This window comes from Alkalibacterium pelagium (assembly GCF_900109325.1).
In the GTDB taxonomy this organism is placed as follows: domain Bacteria; phylum Bacillota; class Bacilli; order Lactobacillales; family Carnobacteriaceae_A; genus Alkalibacterium; species Alkalibacterium pelagium.
This window is the reverse complement of record NZ_FNZU01000001.1, coordinates 21,068-42,677: the sequence shown is the minus strand read 5'-3', so window position 1 is coordinate 42,677 and position 21,610 is coordinate 21,068. Positions and strand designations below refer to the sequence as shown.

The window sequence follows — 21,610 nt, the reverse complement described above, 5'->3', positions numbered from 1 at the left end:
TTTATCTTATTCGATTAGAAATTATTCGTCTTCGTCGTCCAGGTCTTCATCCAGATCGTCGGTTTCGCTTTCTAGTCCGTCGTCACCCATTTCATCGTCTGGATCGTCTTCGTCGAAGTCAAGACCTTCCTCGTCCAGACCGGAGTCAATATCATCATCCTGGTCCCCGTCGAGGTCATTGTCCATGCCATCATCATCCAAGTCACCGTTCGTATCATCGGCTGGCTCTTCAGTTGCCGGCAATTCGCTATCAGTATCATCTGCATCTCCGCAGGCTGCTAATAACATTCCGGCTGTCATGGTCAGTGCTGTCAGTCTTGCTAATTTCTTCATCTAATCGCTCCCTATTGAGTTGAATTACTGATTTAATGTCTTGTGTTACTCATCGTCGTCCATGTCGTCTTCTAGACCGTCATCTTCCATGCCATCATCTTCTAGACCGTCGTCCATGCCGTCATCTTCAAGGCCACCATCCAGATCATCATCAGCAGGCTCTTCAGTTCCTGGCAGATCGTCGTCTACATCATTAGCATCTCCGCAAGCGGCTAATAGCATTCCGGCTGTCATCGTCAGGGCAGTTAATTTCGCTAATTTTTTCATTAATAATCTCTCCTTAGTATTCTTATCGTTCATTTAAGCTAATAGTATCAAAGACAAAAATTACTCGTCAGTGTCATCATCCAGGTCGTCGCCTAGACCATCATCATCCATGCCGTCATCTTCTAGACCATCATCCATGCCGTCGTCTTCAAGTCCACCATTCATATCGTCTTCCATACCTGGCAGGTCATCGTCGACATCATTGGCATCTCCACAAGCGGCTAAAAGCATCCCGGCTGTCATCGTCAAGGCAGTTAATTTCGCTAATTTCTTCATATCTATCTCTCCTCTGTAATTTTTTATCTATTTTAATGCTTTTTATTCGTCTGTATCTTCATCTAAATCGCCGTCCATACCGTCATCTGTCCCGTTATCTTCCACTTCATCTTCAGTGGCTGGATCTTCAACGCCTGGAAAGTCTTCTTCCATATCCTCTCCATCAGCACAAGCACCAAGCAGCATGCCTGCGGTTAGAGACAATGCGGTGAACTTAGCAAGTTTTTTCATATATCTCTCTCCTTTTATACAGTTATTCATCTATCTACCGAAACATTACCAAAATTTCTAATTGATTTAAAGCAATAAGCCTTGCATGACACCGTTCTCTCATAATCAGGCGAATCTGCTCATAATAGTAATATCAAAACATTCCTGCTTTGGTTTGATAGAATAAACAACCGAAATCTGTTATAGAAATACTCTATCATGAATGAAGATTATTTCAAAAGAAAAGGCTTTTACAATTTAATCACATTCTGTTACATTGACCAGCCAGTTGTTAAACAATGGTAAAATACTCATTTTTTATGCAAAAAAAGCTATAAGCGAAATCAATGATCGCTTATAGCTTATTAGAAGTTAAAAATTATTCGAATACTTGTACATCAATGTTCTGTCTGCCGAACTGAATTGCAGAATCTAGACTTTCGAAGTGAATATCGATTCGATTACCAATGATTGCTCCACCAGTATCTCCTGCAATGTATTCTCCGTATCCAGGTACATAAATTGTTGATCCTAAAGGAATAACATCAGGGTCTACAGCTATGACACGTGAATTTTCTCTTAGATCAATTCCAGTAAATGTGTGATTACTCAATACTGGCTGATTACGAGAGTATGCTGTCGCTTCAACAGACATCCAACGGCCGTTTTCTGATGAAGACGTCTGTGCTGCTTCTTCTTCAGCCGGCTCTTCTGCTGGTTGCTCAGGTTGTGTTTCGACTACAGTTTCTTCAGCTGGTTGAGTTTGCTCAACTACTTCTTCAACTGCTTCTTCTACTACCGCTTCTTCAGCTGCTTCTTCTACTTCTTCAGGTGTCTCAGTTTCAACTGCATCACCATTTGACACGTCATAACTGACAACTTCTTCATCACCATTTTGTACGGAAATGACTGACAGGTCTCTGCTTAGATAAATAGTAGATCCCACATGAATTAGACTACGGTTATCAATATCATTGATGTTTACCAATTTATCTACTGAAATATCTGTAGCTTGAGATATGCCCCACAATGTGTCTCCCCACTGGAAGGTATATTTAAGGACATCGTCGCTTCCCTGGCTCTCTTTCTGTGCTGCTATTTCCTGTTCGATTTGAGATACAGTTGTCGGCTGCCAGTTGGAACTGGTGAATTCATTTGCACTGGCTTCCGTTTCGTTAGCCAGGAATAATAGTCCCGCTGCTGAAAATGTAATACCGGCTTTGATTAATTGATTTTTTTGTATAAACAAGTTTATACCCCTTTTCATATTTTACTACGTGTGTCTTTTGTAGTGTCATTATGCTATTTATCCTAGGTCTTGCCCGGATAACTGTATGTATCTTACCATGCACTTTTTAAAATAAAAGGGGTTTGGGCTATCTGTTACTTCCTTTTAGTCAGTCTGTATTGTTACCATTACATCCTTACGAGACTATTTCAAAAAACGCCTTAGTGTCAATTATGTGACAAATAAGACGTTTTTTGATATATAATAGCTTATGTTATTTTATAATGTCAGTTGCTTCTGCTCATTATAGAACTGTCTATATGCCAGGTAACTGGCACTGAAACTTGCGATACTCGTCACTGCGATAATCATGAACATAACAACGATCTGATACCTGATGGCTTCTGTAGGTTCTACGCCAGCAAAAATCAGACCGGACATCATCCCCGGCAGACTGACAAGTCCAACAGTTTTTGTACTGTCGATTGAAGGGCTCATCCCCGTTTTTACGCTGGCCCTAATGATGCTCATAGATGCCTGCTTTTCATTCGCTCCAAGTGACAGCTTTTCCAGTACCTGCTGACGCTGATCAGCGAATTTAGAGTTCAGAGACTGAAAGGTCAAGCCGATTGCGACCATTGCATTACTTGCTATCATTCCTGTAATGGGAACAATCTGGGACGGCAGCCATTCAATGGCCCCGGATAGCACAAGAATGACCAGAGTTATTCCAGTCCCTATGGATATGGAAAAGAGTGAAATAATTAAGGAATGCGGAATCCCGTCACTTCTCTGGTGTGCATTGAATCCTGCATTGAACACGATGAAGAGTACCATTGCGAGTGTGACCAGTACATTATCAAGCTGGATCACATAGCTCAGGACATAGCCGATAATAAACAGCTGAATGACAGCTCGTATGCCTGCAACAAAAATATCATTCCCAAGTCCAAGTTTTTCTTTGTATGCAATAAGTATGGCAATAATCAGCAGACCTGTAGAAAGAAACAGCGAAAAATTATTGATTTCAAGATTGGCGTTCATTTAGAGTCCTCCAGTCTGCCGTCGATAATCGTGATCACTCTGTCTGCCTGACTGATCTCATTTTCATCATGGGTTACAGATAATGTAGTGAGGCCGCTCTCTTTATTCAAAGTGTTAAGTATCTTGTGAATAATTTCCTTATTCTCAGCATCAAGCGAACTGGTCACCTCATCAAGTAAAAGAACTTCCGGGAGGTACATCATATTTCTGATCAGAGCTACACGCTGCTTTTCCCCACCAGAGAGTCCATTGACTGGTTTATCGAGATACGATCGACTCAGGCTGACTCGTTCAAGCATATCTCTCGCTTTTTCTTCATTAAACTCTTCGTCTCTAATATCATATGGAAAAGACAGGTTGTCCCTGACGGTCTGATCGAAGAGCGAGGCATTCTGGAAAAAGTAGGACACCTTCTGGCGATACTTTAGAGGATCGGTTTCCTGTATATTCTCTCCATGGAACAAAACCTTTCCGTCAGTCGGATTAATAATGTTTCCAATGATCTTTAATAAGGTACTTTTTCCTCCGCCAGACGGTCCTGTTATCGTTACCCTTTCCCCCTTCTCGACAGAAAAAGAAATCGACTCCAGGATAGACTGACTGTCTGTCTTAAATGAAATGTTACTGATTTCGAGCTGGTGGTCAGACATCATGACACTCCTTTATAATTTTTATCATGTAATAATCATTATAAACTATTAACTTTCATTCGCAACTCTTTGTTCTTCAATCCATTCTTCTTCCGCTTCCGTAATACGTTCTGCCTGTACTTCCTGTGACAGATAGGAAAAACCTTCCCCCGTAACCTCCTGAACATGAGAGACGGTCATAAAGGCATTCGGATCGATAGCCTCTACGATACGTTTGATCGGAAGAACTTCCCGTCGACTGATGATGATATAGAGAATATCTTTTCTTTCCTTAGTGTAGTAACCACGTCCATCCAATATGGTAATGCCTCGCCCGAGCTGGTTTTCGATGGCTTCGGCAATTTCCACATGCTTCTTCGATATAATAAAGAAGGATTTTCTCGGATTCAACCCTTCTAGAATAAAGTCGATGACTTTACTTTGAATGTAGAGATTGATTAATGTGAGAAATGCATTCTCTGCACCAATTATAAATGCACTGGGCAGGACGATAAACACATCGATCATCAGAAGACCAGTTGGTATATTTATCCCCAGATATTTCTCCATCAGCTTGGCAATGATGTCACTGCCTGCTGTTGTCCCGTGCCCCAGCATAATCAGTCCAATACCTGCACCCATGAAAATACCTGATCCGATTGGAGCCAGCAGAGTCGTTTCAGGGATAAACTGATAGCGTGTGACCACTAGAAGCATGACCGAAATGATTGCATTGGCTACAAGAGTATAATGAAGCGTTTTTTTGTCAAGAAACTTGTATCCAATAGCCAATATGAATATATTGACAATAAAAATAGTATAGGATGGTGGGATATCGGCCAGATAAAAGAGGATCAGAGAGAACCCAGTCAGGCCACCTTCAGCCAGATCATTTGGTACAGTAAAGACATTGACGCTGATCGCGTATAAAACTGATCCTATAATAATAAGCATGAAATTCTTCAGACGTGCTTTAGTAATTAGCTCATTGATCATCCCTTGCCCTCCTCGTAAACTTTTCTTCCATCTACATAAGTGGAGTGAACCGTTATATTTTTGATCTCAGATTGCGATACTGAAAAAATGTCCCGATTCAGTACAGCAAAATCCGCCAGATAGCCCTCTTTTATCCGTCCTTTGATTGCTTCATCAAAACTCGCATAGGCACTTTCATAAGTGTAGGCATCGACTGCTTCATAGACAGACATCGCTTCGTTCGGAAGATAAGCTTTTTCAAGTGGCTCATTGAGTCTGTTTCGTGTGACCGCACACTGAATATTTTCAAATGGATCGAACGACACGATTGGTGCGTCACTGCTGAATGACTGATGAATGCCTTTATCCTTCATCGTTTTAAATAGGTAAGATGTCTCTGCCCGCTCCTCTCCTACTCGGTCAAACAGGATGGGAATATCATCTTCCAGAAATATTGGCTGAACATAGGTCAAGTATCCTTTGTCAGCTACCCGGTCAATCAGATCCAGTCCGGTGATCTGCATATGATTTATCCCTAAACGCAAGTCATTGTCTTTATCACCCAGGGCCGAATCGTATGCATTGAGGATCGTCTCAATACCCTGATCCCCTATCCCATGAATAATCACTTGATAACCGTGGTCGACAGCTGTCTTCACTTCGTCTGACAAGGCTTCTTGTGATTTCGTCAATATTCCTTTAGTTGACTGATCATCAGAATACGCTTCTCTTAATGCAGCTGTTCTCGACCCTAAGGTGCCGTCTATAAAAAATTTGATCGGTCCGATACGGTTCCAGTCGCTCCCTTTATGGAAAGGATAATCCATTTTTAGAAAACCGGGCAGATACTTGCCGTTATTGAACCAGATCTGCTGGTAAAAGCGTGCCGTCAGCGCCTTTTCCTCCTCCAGTTCTTCATATAATGATAATGTTTCTTCTACAGTATCGTCTTTGGCATCGTTAGTGTGCATCGACGTAATGCCGTACTGATTAGCCAGTTTCATCGTCTCTTTGATTGCTTCTTTTTTCTCTTCTCTGGTTCTCGCAGGCAGCTGAGCTTTGACTAGATCCAGAGCCCCTTCAGTCAGAACACCAGTAGGCAATCCGTCGGAATCTTTGAGAATCTCACCACCAGTTTCTACCTGACTGTGCTCTGTAATATTAAAGGTCTTAAGTGCTGCAGTGTTCAGACTCATGACATGACGGTCTACTCTGACCAGAACGATCGGCACACTTGAAGAGGCCTGATCCAAATCATGTCTGTCAGGAATCCGCTTGTCATCAGTAAACAAAGTATGATTCCATCCCTCTGAATATAAGACATCTTCTTTAGTCATCTGCTGGTCCTCTATGTAAACTCTGCAGCGATCGATCAGTTCTTTCATTGAAGTCACACCGGTTATAGGAAGAAGGGACAAAAATTCGGCAGTCATGAGAAAGTGCAGATGCGAATCATTTAGACCCGGGATTACCGTTTTCCCTTCCAGATCAATGATTTCATTTCCTTTAAAGAAGGCCTCACACGACTCGCTACTCCCAACCTTTTTGATCCTATTGCCTTCTATGACCATGCTCTCTGCAAATTCTGATTCATTCAGATAAATTTTTCCATTTTTAAACCATGTCATTTTCACAACTCCTGACCTCATACTGATCTTCTCTTCATCAGTATTCATTATACTCTTTAAGGAAGATAGTGTGTACCCGTTTGAACAGATTGCAGAAAAAAGAACCGGGACTCCAAGGTCCCGGCTCGCTTTCTTTTTATAACCAGCTTCCTGTAAACTGATGGATGCCGTGTGTATTTTTGGTAGAATCGATTTCTCTGGTCCAGTAATCTTTAGGAGAGAAGTATTCTCTCGGAAAGATGGTGCACCCTTCCACTTCCTGGTAAGTATTGTTAGGTTTCAGTCCTCGCTCAGTCATGATTTCTGTAATACGGATCACGTTAGTTTTATCGTCTCGCGATCCATCAGGGAGAATGAACTCTCTCCCGTCGTAATCATTATACAGTTCTTCTATAAATGGATGATGCGGTTCTGCTCCAATGATTCCGGTAGAGATTTCAGTTTCTATTTCAAAACTGAAGAAAGCAGGAAATTTTCTGAATTTATCGATCGGCTTGATCAGTTCCATATCCGTGTCACAGTATACGCCTCCGTATTCTTTCAGAGCGTGCAGACGGGCCACATCGGATACAAATGCCCATTCTTCTCTTTCATAAGCCTGTTGTGTGTATATCCCGTGATCTTCGGGGTTAAAATTGGATTCATCCCACCTCTTGATTTCCCAGTCAGGACAATAACGTTTCCAGCTTGCCAGACATTTCTCCTCAAGGGGACCTAATTCATTTCCCCCGAACCATGCGTAATGTATAATCTTTGGAATCATTTCATCTTCTCCTTCTATGGTCACTATTTTATGAAATTTTCATGAGAACTCTTTACCATTTTAACAAAAAGTAGAGTGAAAAATCGATTAATAGCTATCGGGGAGTGAAAGATGATGGTATAAAGCGTTTATACTGACCTGTTCTTTGGATGGCGCGAACGTTAGATCTAACTTCTGAGAAGTATTACTTGGAGTTTGACTGAATCTAAGGCAACTGATTTTTGGAAGCTAGTCCCTTTCTATCACTTTATTTTTTGAACAACAGAAAAACCCGTTTATAATGAACCGAAGAACCGTTCAGAAAGGAAACCTTCCAGCGGCAGCTCCATTTCACCAGAAACGGGTTAACTAATTTGATTATCGATTATCTGTTGCGACCTGTTTTTTCAGAGGCCGTCTTTCAGTTTCAAGATCCAGTTCGTCCAATGGGTCGATTTTCTTATTGTAGATATAGCGCATAGTAATTAATGCCAAAATAATCGTTACGGTTTCTGAGATAAGTTTTGACCACCATACGGCATTAACGTCTCCTGTTAAGGACAGAGCATAGGCGACCGGAACAAGCACAATGAACTGACGGATGACCTGTATCCATAGACTATACATCGGATTGCCCAATGCCTGAAAGACTGAGGCAAGCATGATGCTGACACCGGCAAACACAAAACTTAAGCTGATGATGCGCAGTGCTGCTCGTCCGATCTCAAGCATTTCTCCAGAGGCATTAAATAATGCAAGCAGCTGGTCAGGAAAGACTTGAATAATTAGAGTACCCAACAACATGATTCCTATTCCATACATTATGGAAACCCTGATAGCCTGAGTCAGACGTTCTTTATTCTTAGCTCCAAAGTTGTATGAAACGATAGGGATCATCCCGTTATTCAAACCAAAAACCGGCATGAAGGCAAAGCCTTGTACTCGTATATAGACCCCGTAAACTGCAGCTGCTGTCGATGTGAACTGCAGCAGAATATTATTGAAAATCAGGGTAACAACCGATGTGATTGAGGTCATCACCATTGAAGGGACACCAATTGAATAGATTCGCTTGATCACACTGAAATCAGGACGAAAGCCTCTATACTCCATATCAACGTCTGAGTTTACTTTAGCATTTATAATAAATGCCATCAGTGCAGAGATCATCTGCGATATTACGGTGGCAATGGCTGCGCCTCTTACACCCATAGCAGGCATACCCAGCAGTCCAAAAATTAGGATAGGGTCCAGAATAATGTTCAAGATAGCCCCCGACCCTTGGGTAATCATAGTATAAAATGTCCGTCCAGTTGACTGAAGGATCCGTTCATACATAATCTGCATCGTCTTCCCGATCGACAGAGTAGTAATAATAAATGTGTACTCAATTCCATACTCAATAATTTGCGCGTTATCCGTCTGCATTTCAAAAAATGGACGGACTAGAAACAGACCAAAAATGAGGAAAATAAAGTAATGGAAGAAAGACAGAAATACTCCATTGTTGGCCGCTGCACTGGCTAATCCTCTTTTCCCTTCTCCCAGACGTCTGGACAGTTCAGCATTCATCCCTACGGCTGAGCCGATCTGTATTGCAATCATCAGCATCTGCACAGGAAAAGCAAGTGACAGAGCGGCAAGTGCTTCTTCACTGATCTGTGCAACAAACATGCTGTCTATAGCACTATAAAGTGACTGCACAAACATCGACAGCATCATCGGTAGAGACAAGGTCAGGACTAATTTATTGATGGGCATGGTACCCATTTGTTCAGAACTCATATTTTTCATGATCGCTACGCTCCTATTTTCATATAACTAACCTTCTGTAAGTAACTTCTCTATTATACAAAACACCCTGAGTAAAATGAAGCAAATAACATCAGTTTTTTCATAAATAAATCAAACACTTTTTCTTTTTAGTTAATTGGCTTTCTGATACAATACTTTTAGACTAGAAAGGTTGAAAACTATGAAATTTATCAGAAAACTGCTTGTACTGACCATAACCTTGATCTTAGGCTTCTGGCTGGGCACCTCCGGCATTCTGAATGGAACGACCGTTGGAAACTTGATGAACACCATCGTCAGCTATCTTCCGTCATCGGAAGACTTTGACCGCCTTGATCTGTCATTTGACCAGACTCCTTTCGTTAACAATTCATTCACTCTACCCTCTTCCAATTCTAATGACGAAGAACTTAAAGCCCCTTCCGTTTCCAGTGAACAGACTGATGATATCGATGTGGAACTAATCGAACAGACTATCATCCGTTTAGTCAACGATCTTCGAGAAGAGCAGGGAGTCGGAACGCTGACCAGTAATGATATGCTTCGGTCAGCCGCTACGATTCGAGCAATCGAAACAGAGGAATTGTTTTCTCACACACGTCCGGATGGCTCTGATGCCTTTGCCGTGTTCGATGAGGAAGGCAATCACTACCCTTACCGAGTTGCCGGTGAAAACTTAGGGATGGCTACCTATTATCTGAGTGATGAAGAAATGGCCGAACTGATATTTAATGGATGGGTCGAGAGTGAAGGGCATTATGAGAATATGATCCGGCCTGATTTTGAAGAAATCGGAGTCGGCGTACACTACGATGGAGAATTTCTATACGCAACACAGTTGTTTGGAACTCAGCGTTGAGTTCCCTATAAGGAATTATGATTGACGAGAATTTTTATATGAAAAGACCGTTGAGTCACGGATGATCTGTCCTGGGCTCAACGGTCTTTTTAGTTTTGGGTACTTTTTTTTGCTTTAGTGGGATGGAGCGGGTGACTCGGGTGGCTTTTCCTTGTAGTTCGTCTTAAGACCTCCTTAGAGCAGACTCGGAAGGCTTTTGTTAAGTGAATTGGTTCTAAGATCCATCTTACAACACACTCGACTGGCTTTTGTTAAGTGAGTTGGTTCCAAGATCCATCTTACAACACACTCAATGGGCTTTCGATCAGTGAGTTGGTTCCAAGATCCATCTTACAACACGCTCGGATGGCTTTCGCTCAGTGAGTTGGTTCCAAGATCCATCTTACAACACACTCGACTGGCTTTTGTTAAGTGAGTTGGTTCCAAGATCCATCTTACAACACACTCAATGGGCTTTCGATCAGTGAGTTGGTTCCAAGATCCATCTTACAACACGCTCGGATGGCTTTCGCTCAGTGAGTTGGTTCCAAGATCCATCTTACAGCAGTCTCAATTGATACTCTTACAGCGAGTTGGTTCCATTTCAACAGAAGAGCAATCTATACATGAGAAAACCTAATAAGGAAAGCGTCAACTGACGCTTGCTTTAATTAAAAGCAAGACAAAGTGAAAGCAATGAGAATCCACCTTAACGATGACCGCTCATTGCTTTCAATGCTTTCAGCTGACTGATAGTCAGCTTCCGCTTCAATTATATAATTCTGGTCGTCTATCCCTGAAGACACCAATATCATCCCGCACTGTCCGCAGTTGCGACAGATCAAGTTCTGCCGTAAGTACCACTTCATCTTCTCCTGATTCAGCCAGTACTTGACCTAATGGATCATAAATCGTTGAAAGTCCGCAGAAAGACAATCGTTCTGTTTTCCCGACACTATTTACTCCGACAACGAAAAACTGGTTTTCGATTGCCCGAGCCTTCAGCAGAGTCCGCCATACTTCCGATCTCGGATGCGGCCAGGCAGCCGGAACGAACAGTACCTCTATCCCTTTCAGAGCCATCATTCTTATCCACTCTACAAACCTTAAATCATAGCAGGTCGCAACGCCCACTGTCACACCATCCAGCTCAAAAACCCCTAGCTCATTTCCTGATTTAAATATAGTATGCTCATCTGCAGGTGAGAAGAGATGGACTTTGTCGTACGCATGCACCAAATCCCCTTTCCTGTCAAAACTGTAACTTGTGTTGTAGTAGCCGCTATCTTTCTTGACGGCCACCGACCCACCGACGATGTTGATTTGGTGCTTGCTCGCCAGCTCACTCAGAAGATTTTGGGTCTCATACCCTTCCTCGTCTGCAGTAGCACTCATATTGTCAGGAAAAAATGATACATTCCACATTTCTGGAAGAACGATGGTGTCCGGTTTACTAGACTTAACAGATTTCTCAATTAACTTACGGATTCTGTCCCTGTTTTTACCAGGCTCATTAAATGCCACATCCATTTGAATAGCACTGACCTTCACACTGATTCCTCCTTATGAGTACTCCGCTTCAATTTTCTGAACTTCTTCATATAAATAACGGTTGACTGGACAATCCAGCCCATACTTCTCGGCCTTTTTCAAAATCGTTCCTGAAAACAGCTCCACTTCTGATAGACGCTTGGCCAGGCCATCCTGTCTCATTGATGGCATGCCATCCGAATCCACGGTGTCTATTATGTCGAAAGCCTTTTGTATATGTTCGTTCTCCAGCTTGATCCTCTCTGCTTGAGCAATCATTACTACTTCCTCCATGGCGGATTTTGCCTGATCATGATATTCTCCGCCCGTTTGAACGCCACCAAAATTTGACTGGTTGACCATAACCACTTGGTTTACACCAACGTTCATCATGAACTTCTCCCAAATTTTCAAAGTAATATCTTCCTCGACTGCATATGGAAACTGTGCTTCGTCAAATATTGACTTAACAGCCTCCAGTCTTTTCTGTTTATCTGATCTATCCACTCCAATCTGGAGCCAGCCTTTTACTTTGGACCGAACATTCTGACCATCTCGTGTTGCATCCATTCCTATCGCTACTGTAGGAATGACTTTTTCATAGCCAAACTCTCGCCCAAGAATACCTTCGCTGGAAATCCCATTGATTAACGATAGGATTGTAGACTCGTCTCCCACCTGATTTTTCATAGAATTCAACGCGCTATCAAGTGCCAGCGATTTGGTACAGACTATGATCAGATCCGCTGGGGTACTCTTTTCGGATTCCAGAACATAATTGAAATCGCATGGAATACCGTTTAATGTCACTCCTTCTCTTTCATATCTTCTCTTTCTTTCTTGATTTACTACCACTCTTACCCGATTTTTGCCTAAAGCTTCTGACAAGTGCTGTCCATACAACACACCCAAAGCCCCTAATCCGATTATTGCAACTGTCTTCTCATTCATAAAAAATCTCCCCGTATACTCATGTAAATTATTTTACTATCTTATCATACAATCAGAATATTTCAGACATTATTTAAGTGGCTCGCAGAAACAGACATGTCCGGTCAGAACGACACGATCTCTGCATTAGGTCTAAGCTTCATGAGATAATCCACTATCTAATGAATCAACTCAAGGGCAGTCATTTAAATTTCAAATGATAATGGTTACTTTATTGAATGCCGTTTATAAAGATACTGCGTATAAAAAAAGCAGGAAAAGCAGAGAGATTCTCTCCAGCTTTTCCTGCTTTCAATGCTTTCATTATGTGTCTGATGACACGACAGCAGTTTGGTGACTTTTCTTACATCATGCCGCCCATTCCGCTTGGGTCCATTCCGCCAGCAGGTCCATCGTTTTCAGATGGAATTTCTGCTACCGCAGCTTCAGTTGTCAGCAGAAGCGCTGAAACAGATGCAGCATTTTGAAGAGCTGAACGGGTTACTTTTGTTGGGTCAATGATACCCGCTTGTACCATATTGACCATTTCGCCTGTAGCTGCATTGAATCCAATGCCAGGTTCAACGTGTTTCAGACGTTCAACAATGACACTTCCGTCCAGACCAGCATTTGAAGCGATCTGACGCACAGGTTCTTCCAATGCACGAAGGACAATTTTCACACCAGTTGCTTCGTCACCTTCAACATCGATTGTTTCCAGTTTATCAAGAATGTTGATGTAGGCAGTTCCACCACCAGCGATGACACCTTCTTCAACTGCAGCACGCGCAGCGTTCAATGCGTCTTCGATACGCAGTTTACGTTCTTTGATTTCAGTTTCAGTTGCTGCTCCAACTTTGATGACTGCAACGCCGCCTGCCATTTTAGCAATACGTTCCTGCAGTTTTTCACGGTCGAATTCAGAGTTTGTTTCTTCAGCTTGAGCACGAAGCATCGCCACACGCTGTTCGATATTCTCTTTTTCACCAGCACCTTCAACAACAGTTGTGTCGTCTTTAGTTACAACAACTTTTCCTGCAGTTCCCAGCTGATCGATCGTCACATCTTTAAGGTCCAGCCCAAGATCACTTGTGATGACTGTTCCGTTTGTAAGGATAGCGATGTCTTCCAGCATCCCTTTACGACGGTCACCGAATCCTGGTGCTTTAACAGCAACAACGTTAAGCGTTCCGCGGATCTTGTTCAATACAAGCGTAGGCAGTGCTTCTCCTTCGATGTCGTCTGCAATGATCAGAAGCGGACGATTCTGCTGCATGATGTTTTCAAGAACAGGAAGGATTTCCTGTACAGAAGAAATTTTCTTGTCTGTAATCAGGATGTAAGGATTATCCAAGTTTGCTTCCATTTTCTCGTTATCCGTTACCATGTACTGAGACAGGTAGCCGCGATCGAACTGCATTCCTTCAACAACATCCAGTTCAGTTTCGATTCCTTGAGATTCCTCGATTGTGATAACGCCGTCGCTTCCTACACGTTCCATCGCATCTGCAAGCAGCTTACCGATTTCTTCGTCGCCAGATGAGATGGCAGCAATTTGCGCGATAGACTCTTTGTCTTCTACTTTAGTAGAGATGTCACGTAGAGATTCGACTGCTTTTTTAGTTGCCAGTTCGATTCCGCGACGGATGCCTACAGGGTTAGCACCTGCAGTGACGTTTTTCATTCCTTCATTGACGATTGCCTGGGTTAGAACAGTCGCAGTGGTTGTTCCGTCACCTGCGATATCGTTTGTTTTGCTTGCTACTTCAGCTACAAGCTGAGCACCCATATTTTCGAATTTGTCATCCAGTTCGATTTCTTTCGCGATGGTCACCCCATCATTAGTGATTTGTGGTGCACCGAAAGATTTGTCCAAGATAACATTTCTACCTTTTGGTCCTAATGTCACTTTAACTGTATCAGCAAGTTTATCTACGCCACGCAGCATTGCTGCACGTGCATTTTCAGAAAATTTGATTTCTTTAGCCATGGTAATAACCGCTCCTTCAATATTAGTTTTTTAATGAATCAGTGGTTCAAATTAGTCAACGATTGCAATGATGTCTGTATCTTTAACTACTAGATAATCGGTTCCTTCATACTTGATTTCAGAACCGGCATACTTTTCAAAGATAACCTGATCGCCGACAGAAACTGATACGTCAGCTCGGCTTCCGTTATCAAGAAGTTTTCCGTCTCCAACAGCTACAACAACTGCTGATTGCGGCTTCTCTTTTGCTGAATCAGGTAAAACTAATCCGCTTGCAGTTTTCTCTTCCTCTTTCTTCACTTCAAGAAGTACACGATTTCCTAAAGGTTTTAACATGATGTAATCCCTCCAAAATAAGTAGTTTTTATTTTTTCACTAAACATGTAGTGAGATGTGAGCGTTAGCACTCTCGACCTTCGAGTGCTAACTCCATTACCTAGTATATTCAAAACTGTGATTTCTTGCAAGCCCTAACCTTAATTTTTTCTGATAAATTTCCCAGGTGGAAACCGGCTGGTATTTGTGTTAAATTACTATATATTGTGGGAATATCATTTAAAGGATGAACAACATGTCAGTTAATGAAATAAATAAAAAAGCGGCTATTAACATGATCAGCTTGTTTCTTGCCGTGCAGCTTGTCTCTGCTGTAATCCCTCTCTTCTTACCTGAAAACATAGGGATCGTTGGGTTTCTTCTCCCTTCCATGGTGCTGTTTGCAATAGGCGCTATAGGCATGATCGTGATTGAGAGAAGAAAGCAGATGAGATTTGAATTCGAAGAGCGTTTCAGTCATAATCCTGTCAGAATTCTCTTATGGGGGCTGATCGGAATGTTTATCGCTATAGTCGTGCAGTCCTTCTCAAGTATTATTGAAGTAAACTTTCTGGGCTCTTCTATGGAGTCTGAAAACACTCAGTTTCTGATGGAAGTGGTTAGAAATTATCCGTTCTTTCTTCTCCTAGTTGGAGTAGCAGGGCCAGTAATGGAAGAATTTGTTTTCAGAAAAGCAATTTTTGGTCTTCTGATTGATCGGATTGGCGGCATTGGAGCTGCAGTCATCAGTTCACTGCTCTTTGCATTCATTCACTTTGACGGTCTGCTCCTAGTGTACTCTTCAATGGGACTGGTCTTCGCCTGGTTGTACTTTAAAACTAAAAACATATGGACACCAATTCTGGCACATTGTCTGATGAATGTGGCAGCTGTCCTGATCAACTTGTACTTTTCTTAAAAAGACGAGTAGTGTAGAAAGGATTTATAATGACAGAAAAACAAATCATGTTTCAAATTGCATTTAAGTATATTTTCTTCCTGTTGTTCATGTTCTTTACGATCGATTCAGTCGGCAGCAGTGGATGGGGGTTTTTCTCTTTCTTATTTGCTCTCTTCGCTACAAAAGACTTTGTACAGGGTACAAGAATGGCTGCAGCGTATCTTCGTATCAAAAAAAGTAAAAATAACAGCAAATAAAAAAAATCTTCAAAGCTTACAGACCCAATCAAGGTCAGCTTTGAAGATTTTCTTTTTATTCATTATAAAATAAGTCGTTTAAGGGATTGTCATCTTCTTCAGGTTCAGTCTTCTGATCAAAGTCCTGGTAATAATTGATGAAGTAAATCAGTGTCTGCAATTCGTTTGTCAGGTCAACGTTGTGTACTCTGACTTCTTTTGGCACAGTCACACGGATTGGGGTGAAGTTCATAATACCTCTAACTCCGCCTTTGACCAGTTTATCCGCCATCTCCTGAGCTATTTCAGAAGGTACCGTGAGAATAGCTACATCGATCTGCTGCATTTCAAGCTGATCGACCATTTCATTGATATCGTAAATAGGTACGCCCTGGTGGATCGTTCCAATCAGATCATCTTTCACATCAAATCCGGCACTGATACGGATATTGTTGTTTCTGCGAAAATTATAGTTTAGCAAGGCTTGTCCAAGGTTACCGACACCAATCAATGCAACATTGGTCAAACGGTCCTGATTCAGTGTTTTACTGAAAAAATTCATTAAAGCTTCTACATCGTACCCGTAGCCTCTTTTACCTAAAGCTCCGAAATACGAGAAATCACGTCTGATTGTTGCACTATCCACTTTAACTGCTTCACTTAATTTAGCTGATGACACACGTTCTTTACCTGCCTCGTATAGGAAACGCAAGTAGCGGTAATATAATGGCAGTCTGCGTGCAGTAGCTTTCGGGATTTTCTTATCAGCCATTGTCATTCTCCTCGTCTCAATTCATTTAATAAACAGCTTCTCTGGATCTTATCAAACTTTTCCAAAGGTGTATCTTTTCTTACCTTGTGTATTCACAAACTTACATAAGATACCATTTTATATTATACCACTAATCCCAGTAAAATAAAGTAAATCGGGTCTGAATTTGTTAAATATTTCAATAATATTCAATAATTAATCGTTTATTATTGAACAAGTTTCGGAGAATGTAAAAAAGGGAACAAGCCTAAATCGTCCTCTGTCTGAGCCTTGCAGGTTTTTCATTTAGACTAGTTTATTCTTGCTCCTGTATGCTAAACTGTTAGATATTGACAGATGACTAGGTTAGAAAATGAGGAATAGTATGATACTTTTACACACGCAAAAAATAGCAAGACATTTCGGTGCTGAAACACTTTTCGATAATGTCAGCATGGAAATAAAGGAAAATGCCAGAATCGGTCTGGTGGGTAGAAATGGTGCCGGTAAAACGACCCTTCTTAACATCCTTTCTGGAAGAGAAGAACCGGATGAAGGCACCGTTCATAAGAAAAAAGACTGTACTATCGGCTATCTTGATCAGCATACCGGTCTGGAATCTGATCTGACTATCTGGGAAGAGATGGATAAACTAACCGAACCTATTAAACAGATAGAAAGAGAAATGCATGCTATCGAGCATAAATTAAGTGATGATTCTATCGATAAGCAGTCTGATAGCTATACGGATCTTTTGTCCAGGTATGATTTTCTGCAGCAGTCGTTCAGGCAGCATAACGGCTATGGCATCGAAAGCGAGATCCGTTCAGTACTTCATGGCTTCCGATATTACCCGGAAGATTATGATACACCTATAGCAAATTTGTCGGGGGGGCAGAAAACCCGACTTGCGCTGGCCAAACTTCTTCTTGAGAAAAAGGACCTTCTTATTTTAGATGAACCGACCAACCACTTGGATATCGATACATTATCCTGGCTGGAAAGTTACCTCCAGAATTATTCCAAGTCCCTTCTCATCGTTTCCCATGACCGATACTTTCTGGATAAGGTTGTCAAAAATATATACGAAGTCAGTAGAGGCTCTGTAGAAAATTACCCGGGAAACTATTCGAATTATCTGAAACAGAAGGCTGAAAAGATCAAGCGTGAATGGAAAGTATATGAAAAGCAGCAGAAGAAAATGGCTAAACTGGAAGACTTTGTGAACCGTAATCTGGTGCGAGCTTCTACAACGAAAAGAGCCCAGGCTAGAAGGAAACAGCTTGAGAAGATGGATCCATTGGACAAGCCTCAAGGTGATGAAAAAAGTGCGCATTTCCAGTTCATTCCTGAACGAACTTCAGGGCAAGTCGTGCTTCAGACAGCTGATCTGACAATCGGATACGATTCTATTCCATTATCCGAACATGTGGATCTCAATATTCGCAAGGAAGATTCCATTGCAGTCGTAGGTCCTAATGGGGTTGGTAAAACCACTCTCCTCAAGACGCTATATAAATTGATTCCTTCAATCAGCGGTGAAATAAAGTATGGGACGAAAGTCGATATGGGGTATTACGATCAGGAACAGACAACTTTAAATGACAAGAAGACTGTACTGAATGAGGTCTGGGATGACCACCCTCTGCTCCCAGAGCAATCTGTGCGGACCCTGCTAGGATCCTTTCTATTCAGCGGGGAAGATGTCGATAAGTCTATTTCTTCTTTAAGCGGTGGTGAGAAAGCTAGAGTTGCACTAGCAAAACTGGCTCTCGAAAAAAACAATATGCTTTTGCTGGATGAACCGACTAACCACCTGGACATCGACTCAAAAGAAGTACTTGAGAATGCTCTGATCGATTTTGAAGGTACATTGCTGTTCGTTTCTCATGACCGCTACTTCATCAACAGGCTGGCTACAAAAGTCATTGAACTATCGGAAAAAGGAGCTACACTTTATTTAGGTGATTATGACTATTACCTTCAGAAAAAGGCTGAACTTGAGGCAATTGAGTCGATCGATTCTACAAGTGACTTTCCTGAAACGACTGATGCTCAATCTTCAGACAGTATGTCCGATCAGACTGCCAAGCTAACATTTGAAGCACAGAAAGAGCGTCAGAAACAGGAGCGTAAACTTACCAGAGAAATTGAGCGAATCGAAACTGAACTTGAAGATCTGGAAACTGCACTGCTGAAGATTCAGCACGAACTCAGCCAGCCGGAAACTTTCTCTGACAGTGTCAAAACAGAACGGTTATCTAATGAAAATGAGGCCCTTACCAGCAAGCAGGAAAATCTGCTGATTGAATGGGAATCACTGCATGATACGTTGGACAACTTGTAAAACGGATAAAAAGATACCTTAACTAGTCTCAACTGCGGAAAAGAGGATATGACTATGGATCAAATGGATTTGAAAATACTGCAGATTCTGCAGGAAAACGCCCGCGCATCTTTAAAAGAAATAGCCAGTGAGACCTATCTTTCCTCCCCTGCTATTTCTAATCGGATAGCTAAGCTTGAAAAAGAAGGATTTATCGATAAATACATGGCTCGAGTCAATTTAAAAAAACTCGGCTATCACATACAGGCATTCATTCAGCTTGACTTAAGCCCGAACCAGAAGAAGGATTTCTACCCTTACATCGAACATGTGCCTAATGTACTGGAGTGCAACTGTGTAACTGGCGAATTCTCGATGCTTATCAAAGTATCCTATCCCACAACTACAGAACTGGATGATTTCATCAACGACTTGCAGCAGTTCGGTAAGACCTATACACAGATTGTATTTTCTACTCCAGTTCCAACAAGAGGCCTGACCCTGCACGATTTTGACGAATAAGCTCTAAGAAAAAAGAGTGAAGCTGGAGTTGTTTTACGCCACATATCACACAAGCAATGAGGATTATCTGTTTAAGATGGGGACTCATTGCTTTTTTCTGTCCCTACGAGTAGTAGCTGTGCTGGAGTCCGAAATTTACTAAGCAAACTAGAGTAGTCTTGTGGTATTTTTAATTTATGACAACGGATTGCTAATCTATTGGTCAATTAGTGACCACTCAAGTGCTGCTGACTCAACGAGTAGGCGATTATCGGTCATTTAATGCCCACTCAAATCTTAATGCTTGACCAGCGGGCAATTGTTTACCATTTAGTGCCCACTCAAACTCTACTCCTCGATGAGTGGGCACTTGTTTACTATTTAATGCCCATTCAAACTCTACATCTCAGCCAGTGGACAATAGTTGGTTATGCATCTACTAAAGTAGACCATATCCATTCAGATATCCCTCTCAAAGTAGCGAAATTTATTTGATCAGTGGAAAACTCCTTTGCAGATCCCAAAAAAGTAGAGACTGAGTAGACTGTCGCTTCCCCTAGATGATCCAAACAGAATAACAAGTAAAAACACCGTCGAATCAGAATAGCTGACTCAACGGTGTATAATATATTTGAATAATTTGCTTCTCGGTCCCAATCAGATATCATTACACTGACAAGCCCGGCTGTCCATTTAACGTAAAATCCGAGTATTCCTCTTTTTCCAGCTGAACGAATGCTGCGGCACCAATCATCGCTGCATTGTCACCACATAAACTCAACGGTGGGATAAGCAGCTCGACACCTGGCAGTTCCATACGTACAGCCTCTTCCAGTGATGTACGAAGACCTTTATTAGCCGCTACACCTCCGGCCAGAATAAGCTGTTTTACTTTTTGATCCTTCGCTGCCCGTATCGTTTTATCAACTAGAACATCCACTACTGCAGCCTGAAAGCTTGCAGCCAGATCGTTCGAGTCCATCTCTTCTCCCTTTTGTCGGGCATTATGGACTGTATTGATAAAGGAACTTTTCAACCCACTGAAACTGAAGTCGTAATTGTCTTCCTGAATCATCGCTCGCGGGAAGTTGTAAGTGTCTTTTCCCCGATGGGCCATTTCATCTATATGCTTGCCTCCAGGGTATGGCACACCAATCACCCGTCCGATTTTATCGTAGGCTTCTCCTGCCGCATCGTCACGTGTTTCTCCAACAATTTCAAAGGAATCTGGCCCTGACATATAAATCAGCTCAGTATGTCCACCGCTCACAACCAGTGACAAAAGCGGGAAAGTCAGTCTGGATACTAACTGGTTCGCAAATATATGGCCTTTAATGTGGTTGACTGCGATCAGCGGAAGGTCGTGAGCAAAGGCGATCGCTTTTGCTGCATTGACACCGATCAGCAACGCACCGACCAGGCCAGGTCCTTCTGTTACGGCCACTGCATCAAGTTCTGCGTAAGACACTTCGGCCTCTTTCATTGCTTCTTCTATAATCAACGTAATCTGCTCCACGTGATGGCGACTGGCAATTTCCGGGACAACCCCTCCAAAACGCTGATGGCTCTTAATTTGTGAGGCCACGATGTTCGACAGAATCGTGTCTCCATTCTGAATCACTGCTGCACTCGTTTCATCACAGCTTGTTTCAATAGCTAATATCAGCTTATTTGTCATCTTTTTCCTTCTTTCTAATTTCACATAACATAATTATTGCATCTTCTTCAGGCTCATTATAGTACCCTTTTCTCATGGAAATTTCCTTGAATTGATGGGCGGCATAAAAAGTCCGGGCTGTTAAGTTAGATTCTCTGACTTCGAGAAAAAGAATCTTAACCCCATTTGCCCGGCAGTGTGTTTTATAGGCTTCAATCAGTTGAGAGGCAACTTTCTGATTCTGAGAGGCTGGTTCTACTGCAATAGAATAAACTTCAGCTTCATCAAGAATAATCTTCCCACCGACATAGCCGACTGGCCTATCCTCAATTTCCGCTATGAAAAATGTCAGGTCAGATCGGGCTACAGTTTGTTCATATTGTTCTTCTGTCCAAGGTGATCCATAGGCAAATGCCTCTTCTGCTAGTCTATAGAAGTCATGCCCCAATTCTTCATCTGTCTGATACAGACGGACTCTGACCTTTCTGTTTTCCATAAGCGGTGCCTCT

The 21,610-nt window shown here is 42.0% G+C and carries 23 protein-coding genes; 5 read left to right on the top strand and 18 right to left on the bottom strand.

Features of this window, described 5'->3' with window-relative positions; all coding sequences use genetic code 11:
• Positions 1–21 precede the first annotated feature (21 nt).
• The 11 genes from BMX79_RS00225 to BMX79_RS00175 form a co-directional block, all read right to left on the bottom strand.
• Complete coding sequence (locus BMX79_RS00225; protein ID WP_091478173.1) at positions 22–333, bottom strand: hypothetical protein; 312 nt, start codon at positions 331–333, stop codon at positions 22–24.
• Between the two features lie 45 nt (positions 334–378).
• Complete coding sequence (locus BMX79_RS00220) at positions 379–600, bottom strand: hypothetical protein (RefSeq protein WP_091478172.1); 222 nt, start codon at positions 598–600, stop codon at positions 379–381.
• A gap of 60 nt (positions 601–660) precedes the next feature.
• Positions 661–876: a hypothetical protein gene (locus BMX79_RS00215; protein WP_091478171.1), complete on the bottom strand. Its 216-nt coding sequence runs from the start codon at positions 874–876 to the stop codon at positions 661–663.
• A gap of 42 nt (positions 877–918) precedes the next feature.
• A complete protein-coding gene (locus BMX79_RS00210; protein WP_091478170.1) occupies positions 919–1,107 on the bottom strand; it encodes a hypothetical protein in 189 nt (62 codons plus the stop codon).
• Between the two features lie 358 nt (positions 1,108–1,465).
• The gene (locus BMX79_RS00205; protein WP_246117610.1) at positions 1,466–2,335 is read right to left on the bottom strand and encodes a 3D domain-containing protein; all 870 of its coding nucleotides are present in this window, start codon (positions 2,333–2,335) and stop codon (positions 1,466–1,468) included.
• A gap of 258 nt (positions 2,336–2,593) precedes the next feature.
• Positions 2,594–3,358: an ABC transporter permease gene (locus BMX79_RS00200; protein ID WP_091478168.1), complete on the bottom strand. Its 765-nt coding sequence runs from the start codon at positions 3,356–3,358 to the stop codon at positions 2,594–2,596.
• Positions 3,355–4,008, bottom strand: a complete 654-nt coding sequence (locus BMX79_RS00195) for an ABC transporter ATP-binding protein (protein WP_091478167.1) — start codon at positions 4,006–4,008, stop codon at positions 3,355–3,357. Before BMX79_RS00195 ends, BMX79_RS00200 begins: the two co-directional genes overlap by 4 nt.
• Before the next feature lie 48 nt (positions 4,009–4,056).
• Positions 4,057–4,983 carry a YitT family protein gene (locus tag BMX79_RS00190; RefSeq protein ID WP_091478166.1) on the bottom strand — a complete coding sequence of 309 codons (927 nt, stop codon included), beginning with the start codon at positions 4,981–4,983 and terminating at the stop codon, positions 4,057–4,059.
• Positions 4,980–6,590: an amidohydrolase gene (locus BMX79_RS00185; RefSeq protein WP_170230936.1), complete on the bottom strand. Its 1,611-nt coding sequence runs from the start codon at positions 6,588–6,590 to the stop codon at positions 4,980–4,982. Before BMX79_RS00185 ends, BMX79_RS00190 begins: the two co-directional genes overlap by 4 nt.
• 136 nt (positions 6,591–6,726) lie before the next feature.
• Positions 6,727–7,353 (bottom strand): glycosyltransferase family 32 protein, encoded by a 627-nt coding sequence (locus BMX79_RS00180; RefSeq protein ID WP_091478164.1) that lies wholly within the window; start codon positions 7,351–7,353, stop codon positions 6,727–6,729.
• Between the two features lie 357 nt (positions 7,354–7,710).
• Entirely contained in the window at positions 7,711–9,126 is a 1,416-nt protein-coding gene (locus tag BMX79_RS00175) for an MATE family efflux transporter (protein WP_091478163.1), read from the bottom strand.
• A 181-nt stretch (positions 9,127–9,307) separates the two neighbouring features.
• Between BMX79_RS00175 and BMX79_RS00170 the strand changes: the two genes are divergently transcribed.
• Entirely contained in the window at positions 9,308–9,985 is a 678-nt protein-coding gene (locus tag BMX79_RS00170) for a CAP domain-containing protein (protein WP_091478162.1), read from the top strand.
• A gap of 747 nt (positions 9,986–10,732) precedes the next feature.
• Here BMX79_RS00170 and BMX79_RS00165 read toward each other — a convergent pair.
• From BMX79_RS00165 to groES, 4 genes are all read right to left on the bottom strand, one after another.
• Positions 10,733–11,515: a carbon-nitrogen family hydrolase gene (locus BMX79_RS00165; protein ID WP_246117613.1), complete on the bottom strand. Its 783-nt coding sequence runs from the start codon at positions 11,513–11,515 to the stop codon at positions 10,733–10,735.
• A gap of 12 nt (positions 11,516–11,527) precedes the next feature.
• A complete protein-coding gene (locus tag BMX79_RS00160; protein WP_091478161.1) occupies positions 11,528–12,445 on the bottom strand; it encodes a ketopantoate reductase family protein in 918 nt (305 codons plus the stop codon).
• Positions 12,446–12,788: 343 nt separating this feature from the next.
• The gene (gene groL / locus BMX79_RS00155) at positions 12,789–14,414 is read right to left on the bottom strand and encodes a chaperonin GroEL (protein ID WP_091478160.1); all 1,626 of its coding nucleotides are present in this window, start codon (positions 14,412–14,414) and stop codon (positions 12,789–12,791) included.
• Between the two features lie 51 nt (positions 14,415–14,465).
• The gene (gene groES / locus BMX79_RS00150; protein ID WP_091266237.1) at positions 14,466–14,750 is read right to left on the bottom strand and encodes a co-chaperone GroES; all 285 of its coding nucleotides are present in this window, start codon (positions 14,748–14,750) and stop codon (positions 14,466–14,468) included.
• A 235-nt stretch (positions 14,751–14,985) separates the two neighbouring features.
• Here groES and BMX79_RS00145 point away from each other — a divergent pair, with 235 nt between their 5' ends.
• Together BMX79_RS00145 and BMX79_RS00140 are read left to right on the top strand one after the other, a co-directional pair.
• Positions 14,986–15,648 (top strand): CPBP family intramembrane glutamic endopeptidase, encoded by a 663-nt coding sequence (locus BMX79_RS00145; protein ID WP_170230937.1) that lies wholly within the window; start codon positions 14,986–14,988, stop codon positions 15,646–15,648.
• Positions 15,649–15,677: 29 nt separating this feature from the next.
• Positions 15,678–15,887 carry a DUF4305 domain-containing protein gene (locus BMX79_RS00140; protein WP_218025335.1) on the top strand — a complete coding sequence of 70 codons (210 nt, stop codon included), beginning with the start codon at positions 15,678–15,680 and terminating at the stop codon, positions 15,885–15,887.
• A 55-nt stretch (positions 15,888–15,942) separates the two neighbouring features.
• Here the strand turns inward: BMX79_RS00140 and BMX79_RS00135 are convergent, their stop codons facing one another.
• On the bottom strand, positions 15,943–16,638 hold the full coding sequence (locus tag BMX79_RS00135) for a redox-sensing transcriptional repressor Rex (protein WP_091478158.1): 696 nt from the start codon (positions 16,636–16,638) through the stop codon (positions 15,943–15,945).
• 364 nt (positions 16,639–17,002) lie between these two features.
• On the opposite strand from BMX79_RS00135, the gene BMX79_RS00130 reads away from it, so the two are divergent.
• The gene (locus BMX79_RS00130) at positions 17,003–18,964 is read left to right on the top strand and encodes an ABC-F family ATP-binding cassette domain-containing protein (RefSeq protein ID WP_091478157.1); all 1,962 of its coding nucleotides are present in this window, start codon (positions 17,003–17,005) and stop codon (positions 18,962–18,964) included.
• 54 nt (positions 18,965–19,018) lie between these two features.
• Entirely contained in the window at positions 19,019–19,465 is a 447-nt protein-coding gene (locus BMX79_RS00125) for an Lrp/AsnC family transcriptional regulator (RefSeq protein WP_091478156.1), read from the top strand.
• Positions 19,466–20,111: 646 nt separating this feature from the next.
• Here BMX79_RS00125 and tsaD read toward each other — a convergent pair.
• Positions 20,112–21,122, bottom strand: a complete 1,011-nt coding sequence (tsaD, locus tag BMX79_RS00120) for a tRNA (adenosine(37)-N6)-threonylcarbamoyltransferase complex transferase subunit TsaD (protein WP_091478155.1) — start codon at positions 21,120–21,122, stop codon at positions 20,112–20,114.
• Positions 21,112–21,597: a ribosomal protein S18-alanine N-acetyltransferase gene (gene rimI, locus BMX79_RS00115; protein ID WP_091478154.1), complete on the bottom strand. Its 486-nt coding sequence runs from the start codon at positions 21,595–21,597 to the stop codon at positions 21,112–21,114. Before rimI ends, tsaD begins: the two co-directional genes overlap by 11 nt.
• Positions 21,598–21,610: the final 13 nt, after the last annotated feature.

Coding starts and splice junctions, on each gene's coding strand:
- BMX79_RS00195 (WP_091478167.1), bottom strand. CDS start 4,008: ATGTCTGACCACCAGCTCGAAATCAGTAACATTTCATTTAAGACAGAC.
- BMX79_RS00145 (WP_170230937.1), top strand. CDS start 14,986: ATGTCAGTTAATGAAATAAATAAAAAAGCGGCTATTAACATGATCAGC.
- rimI (WP_091478154.1), bottom strand. CDS start 21,597: ATGGAAAACAGAAAGGTCAGAGTCCGTCTGTATCAGACAGATGAAGAA.
- BMX79_RS00170 (WP_091478162.1), top strand. CDS start 9,308: ATGAAATTTATCAGAAAACTGCTTGTACTGACCATAACCTTGATCTTA.
- BMX79_RS00180 (WP_091478164.1), bottom strand. CDS start 7,353: ATGATTCCAAAGATTATACATTACGCATGGTTCGGGGGAAATGAATTA.
- BMX79_RS00190 (WP_091478166.1), bottom strand. CDS start 4,983: ATGATCAATGAGCTAATTACTAAAGCACGTCTGAAGAATTTCATGCTT.
- BMX79_RS00125 (WP_091478156.1), top strand. CDS start 19,019: ATGGATCAAATGGATTTGAAAATACTGCAGATTCTGCAGGAAAACGCC.
- BMX79_RS00210 (WP_091478170.1), bottom strand. CDS start 1,107: ATGAAAAAACTTGCTAAGTTCACCGCATTGTCTCTAACCGCAGGCATG.
- BMX79_RS00200 (WP_091478168.1), bottom strand. CDS start 3,358: ATGAACGCCAATCTTGAAATCAATAATTTTTCGCTGTTTCTTTCTACA.
- BMX79_RS00185 (WP_170230936.1), bottom strand. CDS start 6,590: ATGACATGGTTTAAAAATGGAAAAATTTATCTGAATGAATCAGAATTT.
- BMX79_RS00135 (WP_091478158.1), bottom strand. CDS start 16,638: ATGGCTGATAAGAAAATCCCGAAAGCTACTGCACGCAGACTGCCATTA.
- BMX79_RS00220 (WP_091478172.1), bottom strand. CDS start 600: ATGAAAAAATTAGCGAAATTAACTGCCCTGACGATGACAGCCGGAATG.
- BMX79_RS00140 (WP_218025335.1), top strand. CDS start 15,678: ATGACAGAAAAACAAATCATGTTTCAAATTGCATTTAAGTATATTTTC.
- groES (WP_091266237.1), bottom strand. CDS start 14,750: ATGTTAAAACCTTTAGGAAATCGTGTACTTCTTGAAGTGAAGAAAGAG.
- groL (WP_091478160.1), bottom strand. CDS start 14,414: ATGGCTAAAGAAATCAAATTTTCTGAAAATGCACGTGCAGCAATGCTG.
- BMX79_RS00130 (WP_091478157.1), top strand. CDS start 17,003: ATGATACTTTTACACACGCAAAAAATAGCAAGACATTTCGGTGCTGAA.
- BMX79_RS00175 (WP_091478163.1), bottom strand. CDS start 9,126: ATGAAAAATATGAGTTCTGAACAAATGGGTACCATGCCCATCAATAAA.
- BMX79_RS00225 (WP_091478173.1), bottom strand. CDS start 333: ATGAAGAAATTAGCAAGACTGACAGCACTGACCATGACAGCCGGAATG.
- BMX79_RS00215 (WP_091478171.1), bottom strand. CDS start 876: ATGAAGAAATTAGCGAAATTAACTGCCTTGACGATGACAGCCGGGATG.
- BMX79_RS00160 (WP_091478161.1), bottom strand. CDS start 12,445: ATGAATGAGAAGACAGTTGCAATAATCGGATTAGGGGCTTTGGGTGTG.
- tsaD (WP_091478155.1), bottom strand. CDS start 21,122: ATGACAAATAAGCTGATATTAGCTATTGAAACAAGCTGTGATGAAACG.